A 12,575-nucleotide genomic window follows, 5' to 3' on the forward strand; every position below is an offset into this window, starting at 1 on the left:
TTACTAAAAAGGGCGATTTTTTTGTGCATAAATTTCATAAAAAAAGGGTTGCCCTAAAAGTCATTTTCCTGACTTTTGGGACAGCCCCTTTTTTGCGCGGATTTTTATAAGAAGAGTATGAAACCATGTGAGGAAAGGACTAAGAATCTATTTCGTACCGTTCGTTTTCCGGTGCTTATTACATAGAATTTTCAAAAAAAGTAAATAAAATGGTTGAATTTTTTGAAAATTAAGTATATGATAAATTACATCACATAACAATGTTATATAACATAACATATTAAAAATTTAAGGGGGAAAAACAAATGCAGATGGCAGATTCGGTATTCATGTTTTTAGCGACAATGATGGTTTGGCTTATGACTCCAGGAATTGCCCTATTTTATGGAGGGATGGTAAAAAGCAAGAATGTCCTCAATACGGCAATGCATAGTTATATGCCACTCGCTGTCATTTCTATTCTTTGGGTGCTGGTTGGGTATTCATTATCCTTCTCACCAGGAAATACTCTCCTAGGCGGTCTGGATTGGGTAGGTTTAAAGGATGTCGGTTTCGCTCCTGGCCCATACAGCGACACAATTCCTCATAGTTTATTCATGCTATTCCAAATGACATTCGCAGTATTGACCGTTTCCATTATCGCAGGCGGGATCGCTGAACGAATGAAATTTTCCGCTTTCTTAATTTTCACCATTCTTTGGTCTTTATTCGTATATGCACCCGTTGCTCACTGGGTATGGGGAGGCGGCTGGTTAGCTGAACTTGGTACGCTTGATTTCGCCGGCGGTAACGTCGTTCATATCTCTTCAGGTGTTGCTGGTTTAGTGTTGGCTATCATGTTGGGGAAAAGGAAGGAATCAGGAAACAGTGCCCCGCATAATCTACCTTTAACATTCCTTGGTGGATCGTTGATCTGGTTTGGCTGGTACGGTTTTAATGTCGGCAGTGCCTTGACGATCGATGCAGTGGCGATGAATGTTTTCGTGAATACGGCTGTTGCAGCTGCGGCTGGTATCATTGGCTGGTTAATCGTTGAGTACATGACAAATAAGAAGGCAACCTTGCTTGGTGCAGTATCGGGTGCCATTTCTGGATTGGTGGCCATTACACCAGCCTGTGGGTTCGTGACGACAGCATCTTCCATCCTGATTGGGGTCATTGGCGGAGCGGTTTGTTACTGGGGTGTATTCTTCCTTAAAAACAAATTGGGCTATGATGATGCACTTGATGCATTCGGCTTACATGGCATCGGAGGCACTTGGGGTGGAATCGCGACGGGATTATTCGCGACTACTTCAGTGAATGAAGGGGGAGCCAACGGTTTGTTCTATGGAGACTTCAACCTGCTTTGGAAACAAGTTGTAGCGATCATCGCAACATATATCTTCGTGGCTGTAGTTACGTATGTCATCGCAAAAGTCATTAGCTTGTTCGTTCCATTACGTGTTAGCGAAGAAGATGAAACAACGGGGCTCGATCTTACACTCCACGGTGAAAAGGCCTATCACGAATCAATTTAAAGGAGGGAATTCATATGTCTCAGGTATTGACGAAAATCGAAATCATTACGCGGCCAATCAAATTTGAACAGTTCAAAGAGGAGTTGGCAAAGATTGGTGTCAGTGGTATCACCGTATCAGATGCGAAAGGAACTGGGCTACAGAAGAGTTATGTCGAAACATATCGAGGCCGAAATCGGGAAATATCCTTACATGACCGGATGAAAATAGAGATTGTAGTTTGTGAAGTCCCCGTTCAAGATGTAGTGGATGTTGCCAGGAAATTCTTAAGCACTGGAAAACCTGGAGATGGAAAGATCTTCATCTATGAATTAGCCAATGTGGTGAATATCCGGACAGGAAAAGAAGGGCACGATGCATTAAAGAACGACTGAGGAAAACATTAAAGGAGGGGGCAGATGGGCAAACTGATTGAGATTGTTGCCAGGAAAAAGCAAAGGATCGTGACTGAACTAATATCCGAAAACATTTACCAACCTACTGACAGGTCTTATTTATTAGAATTACCATTGAAGAATTTAGAATCAATCTTACTTCTCCGAACCAATTCCCCGTCTAAAAAAGCAGATGTCTAAGTTAGGAAGCCGTTTCTTCTATAAAAAGAGGAACGGTTTTTCCTGTGTTTTAGAGATAGTGGCAAACCTTTTCGGCAGCGTATTTGAATAGTTTATATCCTGGAAGTGAATTTTATAATAGAAGGACGGATTTTTTATTGGTTCCACCATAGAAATTGGTGGGAGTACCCACTATAATGAAATGGGACAGGTAATTTAAATCCTGTTTTCTGGCTTTTTTCGACGATTTTCGCTTATTTACTTCCATTTTTCATTAATATGGGAAAAATCAGAAGAAAGTCCTTTTCTTTAGAGTGAAAATAATCAATCAATATGTTCTTTATGGGGTGGGGAAAAATGGATCAATTTACGGTTAAATCCGTTTTAAATATCATTAGTGAGTTTGTTCCAAAAAACGCTTCGATTGCAGTGGCTGATTCTGAGCAGTTTATCTATTATCAACCAAGCAAGCAAATCGATGTCGGGATTAAACCTGGAGATTTAATAAGTGAAGGGACGGCCGCTTTCAAGGCATTGCAGAGCCGAAAGAAAATTGCCGTTCAAGTTGAAAGTGATGTATTTGGCGTCCCGTATTATGGTTTGAGCGTTCCCATCCTGGAAGGTGAAAATCCAATGGGCGCCGTGACAGCCATCCTTCCCTCCAAGCCGTTCGTGTTGCCGACTTCCTTTTTAACCGTCAAGACGGAAGACAGATGGATTCCGCTTCCTTATGAGGAAATCATGTTTTTAGAAGCGCAAAATAGGAAGACAAGGATCCAGTCTGAACGCGTGAGTGGTTTCCATAAATTGAATTTAAGTGAATTGGAGTTCGTTTTACCAAGTGAAATGTTTATTCGGGTGCACCGTTCCTATATTGTCAATATTCATTTCATTGAGGAAATCTTGCCTGACTTTCACTCTACATTCTTGCTTGTGATGAAGGATCATTCGAAAATTCAAGTTAGCCAAACGTACGCAAGCCAGTTCCGAAGAGCACTTGGTTTTTAGGGTTTCTGTTTCGTGTAATAAAAATGCTGTTTTGTGCTCCTTTTAAGGCTTTTCATTCATAAAAGAATGTGACAATTACACGTACTTGATAAAATTAGGTGTAAGAAAAGCGAAAATGGGGGTCTTTTGTATGAACGAAAGCGTTTTCAAAAAAATCCGCAATGAGCAACTTAAGGGGAAAGTTGTCACTGCAGAAGAAGCTGCTTCATGGATTAAAGATGGTATGAAACTAGGTATGAGTGGATTTACTCGTGCTGGTGATGCGAAAGTTATTCCAATGGCTCTAGTTGAAAGAGCGAAAACTGAAAAATTCAAAGTTGACGTATATACAGGTGCATCATTAGGACCTGAAGTCGACCAACATATGGCGGAAGCCGGACTCATAAATAAACGTTTACCATTCCAAGCGGATAAAGGTATTCGTAATAAAATCAATGCTGATGAAATCACTTATGTCGACCAACATCTATCTCATACGGCTGAATTAGTTCGTCAAGGGATTGTTGGACCAATCGACTTTGCTATCATCGAAGCAGTGGCTATCACAGAAGACGGATTAATCATTCCGACAACTTCTGTAGGTAACTCAGCTATCTTCGTACAAGAAGCGAAGAATGTCATCATCGAATTAAACGTGTCTCATCCAGAAGGATTAGAAGGCATGCATGATATATATTTACCAGCTCAACAAGGTGAACGCCAACCGATTCCATTGACGAGTGCAAGTGATCGTATTGGCTCGATCGGTATTCCTGTTGATCCTGAAAAAGTGAAAGGGATTGTTGTGGCAACAGTTACGGATGCACCTTCTACAATCGTGCCTCCTGATGAAGAGACTGCTGTCATGGCCAATCACCTTACTAACTTCCTTCGCGAAGAAATCAAGGCTGGTCGTTTAACTGAATCGCTTGCACCACTTCAATCAGGTGTAGGATCCGTTGCAAACGCCGTATTGAATGGTTTAATTGATTCTGAATTCAAAGATTTAGAAGTATACTCTGAAGTGTTACAAGATGCAGTATTCGATCTTATCGATGCTGGAAAAGTTAAATTCGCTTCAGGTTGCTCCATTACTTTGGCTGAAGAAAAAGGTAAGCAAGTATATGGCGAACTTGATAAATATCGTGATAAACTCGTTCTTCGTCCACAAGAAATTTCTAACCATCCGGAAGTCATCCGTCGTCTTGGATTGATTTCTATCAACACTGCGTTAGAATGTGACATTTACGGAAACGTAAATTCAACACATGTTTCTGGTACAAGAATGATGAATGGTATCGGTGGTTCTGGAGACTATGCTCGTAATGCACGCTTAGGTATCTTCGTAACGAAGTCCTATGCAAAAGGCGGCAAAATCTCAAGTATCGTTCCTTTCGTATCTCACGTTGACCACACTGAGCATGATGTGGATGTTATCGTTACAGAACAAGGTTACGCTGATTTACGCGGTCTAGCACCAAAAGAACGTGTACATGCAATCATTGAAAACTGTGCACATCCGGATTACCGTCAACAACTTCGTGATTATTTCAACGAAGCTGTCGCTCTAACTGGTGGACACCAAACACCGCATGTTCTTGAAAAAGCATTCTCTTGGTATACAAACCTTGCCAAGAACGGTACAATGCTTGAAGCTACTCTTCAAGATCAAAAATAAGATGATGGACCCCGCTCATTGCAGCGGGGTTTTTTTGTTTGCTGAGATGGGGTTTGACCAATAAAGTGCTGGGTTTGACCGATAAATAGGTTGAATAGACCGATAAAAGCCAAGTTTGACCGATATATTGATCGTTTTGACCGATAAAAGGGTTTCCCGCTCTAAAAGACTGCCTTGAGAAGGATGATTTTTTCCCAATGTAAATCCTGGGAATCATTGAAATAAATTTTATACAGAATTTTACGTTGTGGTAATGGAAGTATGGTAAACTTCTATCAATGATAGGTAGCATTATAAAATTTTACATACATAATGGATCATCTTTCTTTAGAAAAAGAAGAGTTATATAGGAGGAGATAACTTGTTCAAGGCTAAACTGCATTTTTGGACATTAGAGCTATTGCTATTGTCCGTGTTATTTTATGTGGGGACGAAGATTTCGTTTCTTTTTGAACCAATCGTAATTTTCACTTCAACTTTGTTCTTTCCAATACTCATTTCCGGTTTTCTTTATTTCTTGTTCAATCCGACGGTCGATTTGCTCGTGAAAAGGAGAGTGCCGAGGGGATTGGCGATTTTATTGCTGTATGTGATATTCCTTGGTCTAGTAAGTTTATTGGTCGGTCTTGTCGGCCCGTCCCTTTCACGTCAGGTCACGGATTTGATTAATAACCTTCCTGATTATTTTAATCAATCCAGAACGTTCATCGAAGATTTATCCAAATCAAGATGGTTCATGTGGACGATGGAACAGGATTATGTGTCTTTGAAAGAAGTGGGAGATTCCCTTCAAAGATACTTGACGGACCTACCGGGCAATATTACTAAAAGTCTGTCTTCTGTATTCAGCGTTGTCACGAATATAACGTTGGTAGTCGTAACGGTTCCATTCATCCTGTTTTATATGTTGAAGGATGGCGATAAGCTACCAAGCTCCATCATGAAATTTGTACCGGTCCGTTATCACAAACCGGCATTATCCGTTCTTAAGGAAACGGGAGAGACCCTTACGACATACATACAGGGGCAAATGCTAGTCTGCTTGTTTGTTGGAATTGGGACGTTCGTGGGGTATTTAATCATTGATTTGCCTTATGCCTTCCTGTTTGCATTGATAGGTGCCGTTACCAATATCATTCCCTATGTCGGCCCATTTATTGGAGCCGCTCCTGCAGTGATCGTGGCCTTGATTCATTCGCCGACACAGGCGCTTTTGGTCATAGTGGTCATCACGATTGTTCAGCAGTTGGACGGTAATGTCATTTCACCGCTGGTCATCGGGAAAAAGCTAAATACGCATCCGTTAACCATCATCATCCTTTTATTGGTTGCGGGAAACATCGCAGGCATCATTGGGATGATCCTGGCTGTACCGACTTATTCCGTCATTAAAACGATTGTATTGAATATCGTTAAGTTCATCAGGATCAGGAAAGAGGAAAAACTCGGGGAAGATTTAATTGAATGAAAAAACGGGATCGACTCTTTGAGAGTTGGTCCCGTTTTTTTTGTACCAATATTTATTATAGGCCTAGTGAAATATATTTGACCTCTAAAAACTCTTCAATCCCATGATGTCCGCCTTCGCGGCCAAGCCCACTTTGCTTGAATCCGCCGAATGGTGCCTGTGGAACGGAAGGGAGGCCATCGTTCAAGCCGACGATCCCGAATTCCAGGGCTTCGGTGACTTTAATGCCCCTTGAGATGTTCTCGGTGAAGACGTATGCTGCCAGCCCGAAAATCGAGTCGTTTGCACGTTGTACCGCTTCTTCATCTGTCTTGAAGGAAGCAATCGGTGCTAGTGGTCCGAATGTTTCTTCATTCATGCAAAGCATGCTATCGCTGACGTTGGAAAGGATGGTCGGTTCAAGGAAGAGTCCGCCAATCGATTTCCCACCAGCTTCGAGTTTGGCTCCGCTATTGATGGCTTCGTCAATTTGCTTTTGTACCTTTTCGACTGCACTTTGGTCAATAAGAGGTCCGATGTCGACGCCTTCTTCCAAACCGTTGCCCACTTTCAGTTCGTTCACTTTGGCAACAAGCTTCTCGATGAAGACGTCCTGGATGGATTCATGAACATAAATGCGGTTTGAACACACGCATGTTTGTCCGGCGTTCCGGAATTTCGAACTAATGATGCCCTCAACGGCTTTATCGAGGTCGGCATCTTCCAGAACGATGGCGGGAGCGTGGCCACCCAGCTCAAGCGATATCTTCTTCACGGTTTCGGCAGAGCCCTTCATTAAAGTTTTCCCGACTTCCGTTGAACCAGTGAAGGTCAATTTGCGAATCCGGGTATCTTGAAGCCAAGATTCGCCGATTTCCGATGATTTACCTGTCACTACATTGATGACACCTTTTGGAATGCCTGCTTCTTCAGCCAATTCGGCCATTTTCAAAGCTGTAATCGGCGTCAGATTCGCCGGTTTAATGACAACGGTACAGCCGACGGCAAGTGCGGGTGCCACTTTTCGCGTAATCATCGCCGCCGGGAAATTCCATGGGGTAATGACGGCTACGACACCGACTGGTTGTTTGGTTACAAAAAGTCGCTTATTCGTAGTGGAGGCAGGAATCGTTTCCCCATACACCCGTTTTCCTTCTTCGGCAAACCAGGATAAAAATCCATTCGCATAGTTCATTTCCCCAAGGGCTTCTTTCAATGGTTTACCTTGTTCCTCTGTCATGATTCTAGCCAGTTCTTCTTTATTGTCGTCGATCAATTTATGCCATTTCCAGATCAAATCCGCACGTTCATAAACCGAGAGGGCAGCCCAATCAGTAAAGGCCGCATAAGCTGCATCGGCAGCTTTGGCTGCTTCCGTGGCTCCTCCTTTTGGGACAGTGGCGACAATTTCATCGGTTGCCGGGTTTTTCACTTCGATTTTTTCAAGTCCGTGATCGGACCATTCCCCATTAATGTATAATCCGTAATCTTTCATGATAAAACCTCCCGTTTTGTATCATTTTGTTTTTAATTTAAAGTGAATGTCTATAAGCTAATATCATCTGCTATATAAAAGTATAAACACTTTTCGGGAAATCTTAAATGAATATGATTGATAAGTTTTAAGAAATGATGGTGGGTTCAGTCAATAGGGACAATAAAACGGAGTGAAGAAGTGTTTCAAGGGACAGTAAGGAAGTAAGAATGCATATGGAAAAGAGGATAGATGCGGGCAGAGAGTTCTGCTTCCCATCTATCCTCTTTCTTAGTGTCCGTTCTTCATCGATCTGTGGAGGCGGCTACTTCATCCAAATTGTTGTAGTTTGAATGAGTTGGATCAAATTCGCCTTCTGTTTTAGAAATGACAACTGTAGCAACACTGTTTCCGATCAGGTTCGTGATGGCACGAGCTTCCGACATGAAGCGGTCGACTCCTAAAAGAAGTGCCATGCCTTCAACAGGAATCATCGGGAAAGCAGCCAATGTTGCCGCAAGGGTGATGAAACCGGACCCTGTTACGCCTGCAGCCCCTTTAGACGTTAGCATCAAGATCCCTAGAAGGGTTATTTCCTGCCAGATGCTTAAATCCACGCCATAAGCTTGGGCGATGAAAATGGCTGCCATCGACAGGTAAATCGATGTGCCATCAAGGTTAAAGGAATAACCGGTCGGTACGACCAGCCCGACCACGGATTTTGAACATCCGTAATTCTCAAGCTTCTTCATCACACTTGGCAATGCGGATTCCGAAGAAGAAGTTCCCAATACCAATAGAAGTTCCTCTTTTAAATAAGCGATGAATTTGAAAATGTTGAAGCCATAGAATTTTGCGATGCCCCCAAGGACGATGATGATGAATAACGCCATGGTAATATATACGCTAGCCATTAATTGTCCTAAAGAACTTAGAGAACCAAGCCCGAACTTACCGATGGTATAGGCCATGGCCCCAAATGCCGCCAGCGGTGAAAACTTCATGATGATCCCAACGATGCCGAAGAAAATATCCGCTATATGTTGTAAGAAGGAGACGACAGGTTGTACTTTTGGTCCGATCATTGCCATGGAGATACCGAACAAGACGGCAAAGAACAGAATAGGAAGCAAGTCGCCACCGGCCATTGCAGCGACAGCATTGTCCGGGATGATATTGGAGATAAAGGCTATGGCACCGTGTTCTGTTTCCTCAGCAGCGGTTGTATATTGCGATACATCTCCGCCTTCCACTGAATCGATGTTAAATCCTTTACCCGGTCCTAACAGGTTGACCACGATAAGACCAATCGCAAGGGCAACGGTGGAAACGATTTCGAAGTAAAGGAGGGCTTTCCCACCGATACGACCCACTTTCTTCATGTCACCCATGCCGCCAATGCCGATAACGACGGTTAAGAATATGATGGGTGCGATGACCATTTTTATCATTTTAATAAACAAATCAGCTAAGATTTTCAGCTGTTCACCGAAAGCAGGGAATAAGAAACCGACTGTAATACCGAGAATGATACCTATGATGACTTGGACGGTTAGATTTTTTAATAGTTTCATACTGTATTCTCCTTTGTTATATGATAGCGCTTTCTTTAATTAACTATAGTGTAACAGAAGGAAGAGTCAGAATATTCTTTTGGTGATATTGTTCTTTTTGGTCTTTTTGGTCTTGGAAAGTGAGAGAGAGGGAGAAGAGAGGAGGAACAAGAAAGCACCAGTTTTAAAACTGGTGCCTAAGAAAAATCATTGTTCAAAAGGCTTGATGAGTGCGTAGAGGGTTTCAATCACAGGAAGTTGGATATGGGCATTTTTGGCGAGCCTTAGGGCACCCCCTTGTAAATGCTCGACTTCAAGGGATTGATTTTTCCGACGGTCCTGATGCATGGAGGAGGTAGCTTCGTCGGGTAAAGCCGCTATGTCCTCCAGTGCCTGAGCGACATTCCTTTCCGTCAATCCAATGCCATGAGCGTTAGCGAGCATCTGCATTTCCACAAGCGCCTTTTCCAGTACCCGGTTCGTTTCTGGATAGTTGCGTATGGTCCCTATGGGAAGATTGGATGCTGTTGTCACGCCGGAGAAAGCAGTAATGAACATATATTTAATCCATAGACGAATTAAGATGTTTTCTGTCCTGCTTGCTCCCATGATGGCTGAACTAACTGCTTGTTCAAACTCATCGCAGATCTCTTGTTGAGAGGGATGAAGCGGGCCATAAATTAAGTCATGGTTCCGGTTAGAGTGTACGACATGGCCTTTTTCGTTTAAGGTAGCGATAATGAAGGCACTTCCCCCTATGACGTTCGCTTCGCCCAGTTCATCCTGAAGTATGGAGATATGCTCGAGTCCATTTAAAAGGGGAAGAACCTTTGCCCCTTTATCGACCAGGACCTTCAAGTCAGGCAGCGCCCCTCTCAGGTGGAACCCTTTTACCGTTAGGAGGACCAAGTCAACTTGTTGTATGTCATGTACGTCCTCTGTGAATTGAAGTTCGTTAAACTCATAGTTTCCATGAGGGCTTGTTATGTTCAACCCTTGCTCTCTCAATTGTTGGGCTCGGTTTTTACGGACGACGAATTGAACCTGTTGTCCTGCTTGCTGTAGTCTACCTCCATAATAGGAACCAAGTGCACCGGCTCCGATAACGACTATCTTCAATATGTACACCTCGCTTCTGATTGATGGACCAATCATACCATTAGCTGAATTTTCAGTAAATATGAATGGTGAAATAATGACTATAAAAGAAAAAAAGGCAAAAAAAAAACAGCCTGAATTGTTACAAGCTGATTACTTTTTATTGATAGACTTTCACTTTTACTGTTTTTCTGCCCCAGTTAAGAGCTTTTGTTTTAGAAGAATAGAAGACGTCGATTTTTTTTCCTTTAATCGCACTGCCTTTATCTGCTGCTACGGCATCTCCGTAACCTTCTACATGAACTTTTGTTCCTAGTGGAATGACTTTAGGATCGACAGAAATAGCTTTGACTTTAGGGTTTTTCTTCAGGTTAAGGCCAGTTGCCGTAATCCCGCTGCACCCTTTGCAGTTCGCTGTATAGGCTGTAGCATTAACTGTGATAGTTTTATATTTCTTTGATGCTTTTTTTGCTTTGGGTTTTGCCTTCGTTGCAGTTTTCTTAACTTTTAAAACTTGTTTTGGTTTAATATGATCTTTTTTAAGGTTGTTCCAACTCTTTAGTTGATTGACCGTTATGTTATGTTTACTCGCGATGCCCCATAGTGTGTCACCACTTTTAACTTTATATGTAGTAGTAGCAGCTGATGAAACTCCGGAAAAACTAAATACCAGGAAGAAAGCAGTGATAATAGGAAGTAGTATTTTTTTCAATTAATATTCTCCTTTGTTTTAAAGCGTAGACTTAGAATAACAGGTCTATATGACAATAATGTTTCGGTGGCATAGTAATTGTGTTACAAAAACATTTCATTGAAAAATAAACTAGGTAAAAGGAATGATATTAATTTGAACTTTTATCACGAAATACTTCACGGTTTCCTATAAAATTTGGAAGATTACTTAATTTCATAACGTATTTTGTATGAATATGGAAAAATAAATGGAAAAAGTATGGGCTTAAAAGCCTACTTTATGGTTTTGCCATTTTAAGAGGGTATGACGAGTCATTTTTGAAAGAAAAGGCTGTCAATTATATGGGAAGAAGAGAATTTTCCATTTTAAGAGGTTAGAAGTGACGTTCACGATGGATTCTTCTATAAAAAAAGAAGCCGATAGATGGACATATCGGCTTCTTTCTATACTTATTTTTGTAAAATGAATTCAGAGGCAAAATCAACGAGCATTTTTTGATAGACTTCGACGGATTCGAGATTGACGCATTCCCGGTCACCATGCCAATTCTCCCCTTTTGGACCGAATTCGATGGCTGGGATGCCGTACGCTGCAAAGAAGATGGTGTCAGCGGAGCCATGTTGACCGAAGACGACCGCTTCCTGTTTCGTGTTCTTTTCGATAATCGGACGGAGTAGGGTGATGTAAGGATCGTTTTCTTCCGTATTAACGGGTTTACTATACATGTTAATATGGATGTTCTTGCCTACCACGGTTTCGATTTGCTCGACGATTTCCTCCATTGTCTGGGTTGGAAGATAACGAATATCGAGACTGAGTAAACAAGCATCCGGTACTTTATTGTACACATCTCCGCCCTTTATTTTTGCGAGATTGAGAGAGGGGGAAGCGTAAAGGGGGGTATGTTCCCGTGTGAAAGGAAGGTCCTTGATTTTCCTATAGATATCATAGGCCTTTTCGATGGCATTGACACCTTCCCATGGACGGCTTCCATGTGCGGATTTACCGGAAACTTCGATATCGAGGCGAAGGGAGCCCTTAGCCTGTAGGCCGATGCCTAACTGCGTGGGTTCTGCACAGATGACGAAATCGCCTCGATATCCATGCTTCGCTAGGTAGCCGGAGCAGTTCAAGCCCCCGATTTCCTCATCGGAAACGATTTGTAGCTGGATTTTCAACCCTAAGTCCCTATCTTTCAATTCGGCGAAGGCGCACATCATGCCTGCAACCCCCGCTTTCATATCGGCCGTTCCACGGCCATATAAGTTTCCTTCATGCACCTCGGGGAAGAATTGATTAGGCGTCCCGCTCACTACATCGACATGGCCATTCCATATCAATGTTTTTTCTCCACTCCCGATTTCGCTAACGAGCATTTTGTACCCGTTATTTTCAATCACATCCACAGTCAATCCCTGGCCCTTAAGCCAACCGGCACAGAAATCCACTGCTTCATTGGCCCCTTCTTTGGAGGAACTGTCAATGGAGACTAAATCTTTCAGTAAATCGATAAGCATTAAAAAAAACCTCCTATAAGTATGCAAACTATAATTTTATATACCCTTATAAA

At 42.3% G+C, this 12,575-nt stretch carries 11 protein-coding genes; 6 read left to right on the forward strand and 5 right to left on the reverse strand.

The annotated features are described in order from the left end of the window. The first annotated feature begins 305 nt into the window (after positions 1-305). From ACQKL6_RS13980 to ACQKL6_RS14005, 6 genes are all read left to right on the forward strand, one after another. Complete coding sequence (locus ACQKL6_RS13980) at positions 306-1,520, forward strand: ammonium transporter (protein WP_427651304.1); 1,215 nt, start codon at positions 306-308, stop codon at positions 1,518-1,520. A 14-nt stretch (positions 1,521-1,534) separates the two neighbouring features. Then, positions 1,535-1,894 (forward strand): P-II family nitrogen regulator, encoded by a 360-nt coding sequence (locus ACQKL6_RS13985; RefSeq protein ID WP_402871963.1) that lies wholly within the window; start codon positions 1,535-1,537, stop codon positions 1,892-1,894. 24 nt (positions 1,895-1,918) lie between these two features. Beyond that, positions 1,919-2,095 carry a hypothetical protein gene (locus tag ACQKL6_RS13990; protein WP_427651305.1) on the forward strand — a complete coding sequence of 59 codons (177 nt, stop codon included), beginning with the start codon at positions 1,919-1,921 and terminating at the stop codon, positions 2,093-2,095. A 336-nt stretch (positions 2,096-2,431) separates the two neighbouring features. After that, positions 2,432-3,082, forward strand: a complete 651-nt coding sequence (locus tag ACQKL6_RS13995) for a LytTR family DNA-binding domain-containing protein (protein ID WP_402871957.1) — start codon at positions 2,432-2,434, stop codon at positions 3,080-3,082. 130 nt (positions 3,083-3,212) lie between these two features. After that, positions 3,213-4,739, forward strand: coding sequence for an acetyl-CoA hydrolase/transferase family protein (locus ACQKL6_RS14000; RefSeq protein ID WP_402871954.1), 1,527 nt, complete (start codon positions 3,213-3,215; stop codon positions 4,737-4,739). Positions 4,740-5,100: 361 nt separating this feature from the next. Continuing rightward, positions 5,101-6,207 (forward strand): AI-2E family transporter, encoded by a 1,107-nt coding sequence (locus ACQKL6_RS14005; protein WP_402871952.1) that lies wholly within the window; start codon positions 5,101-5,103, stop codon positions 6,205-6,207. 55 nt (positions 6,208-6,262) lie between these two features. On the opposite strand, the gene ACQKL6_RS14010 is transcribed toward ACQKL6_RS14005, so the two are convergent. The 5 genes from ACQKL6_RS14010 to ACQKL6_RS14030 form a co-directional block, all read right to left on the reverse strand. Then, positions 6,263-7,681 (reverse strand): NAD-dependent succinate-semialdehyde dehydrogenase, encoded by a 1,419-nt coding sequence (locus ACQKL6_RS14010; RefSeq protein WP_427591621.1) that lies wholly within the window; start codon positions 7,679-7,681, stop codon positions 6,263-6,265. A 284-nt stretch (positions 7,682-7,965) separates the two neighbouring features. After that, positions 7,966-9,234 (reverse strand): dicarboxylate/amino acid:cation symporter, encoded by a 1,269-nt coding sequence (locus ACQKL6_RS14015; protein WP_402871946.1) that lies wholly within the window; start codon positions 9,232-9,234, stop codon positions 7,966-7,968. A gap of 186 nt (positions 9,235-9,420) precedes the next feature. Next, on the reverse strand, positions 9,421-10,341 hold the full coding sequence (locus tag ACQKL6_RS14020; RefSeq protein WP_427651306.1) for a ketopantoate reductase family protein: 921 nt from the start codon (positions 10,339-10,341) through the stop codon (positions 9,421-9,423). 130 nt (positions 10,342-10,471) lie between these two features. Further along, positions 10,472-11,023 carry a 3D domain-containing protein gene (locus ACQKL6_RS14025; RefSeq protein WP_402871940.1) on the reverse strand — a complete coding sequence of 184 codons (552 nt, stop codon included), beginning with the start codon at positions 11,021-11,023 and terminating at the stop codon, positions 10,472-10,474. Positions 11,024-11,454: 431 nt separating this feature from the next. After that, on the reverse strand, positions 11,455-12,522 hold the full coding sequence (locus tag ACQKL6_RS14030) for a M20 family metallopeptidase (protein WP_427651307.1): 1,068 nt from the start codon (positions 12,520-12,522) through the stop codon (positions 11,455-11,457). Positions 12,523-12,575 lie beyond the last annotated feature (53 nt).

Origin of the sequence: Peribacillus sp. NPDC097197, assembly GCF_050278025.1 — a bacterium.
Classification (GTDB): domain Bacteria; phylum Bacillota; class Bacilli; order Bacillales; family DSM-1321; genus Peribacillus.

Coding starts and splice junctions, on each gene's coding strand:
- ACQKL6_RS13995 (WP_402871957.1), top strand. CDS start 2,432: ATGGATCAATTTACGGTTAAATCCGTTTTAAATATCATTAGTGAGTTT.
- ACQKL6_RS14010 (WP_427591621.1), bottom strand. CDS start 7,681: ATGAAAGATTACGGATTATACATTAATGGGGAATGGTCCGATCACGGA.
- ACQKL6_RS13985 (WP_402871963.1), top strand. CDS start 1,535: ATGTCTCAGGTATTGACGAAAATCGAAATCATTACGCGGCCAATCAAA.
- ACQKL6_RS13990 (WP_427651305.1), top strand. CDS start 1,919: ATGGGCAAACTGATTGAGATTGTTGCCAGGAAAAAGCAAAGGATCGTG.
- ACQKL6_RS14000 (WP_402871954.1), top strand. CDS start 3,213: ATGAACGAAAGCGTTTTCAAAAAAATCCGCAATGAGCAACTTAAGGGG.
- ACQKL6_RS13980 (WP_427651304.1), top strand. CDS start 306: ATGCAGATGGCAGATTCGGTATTCATGTTTTTAGCGACAATGATGGTT.
- ACQKL6_RS14015 (WP_402871946.1), bottom strand. CDS start 9,234: ATGAAACTATTAAAAAATCTAACCGTCCAAGTCATCATAGGTATCATT.
- ACQKL6_RS14030 (WP_427651307.1), bottom strand. CDS start 12,522: ATGCTTATCGATTTACTGAAAGATTTAGTCTCCATTGACAGTTCCTCC.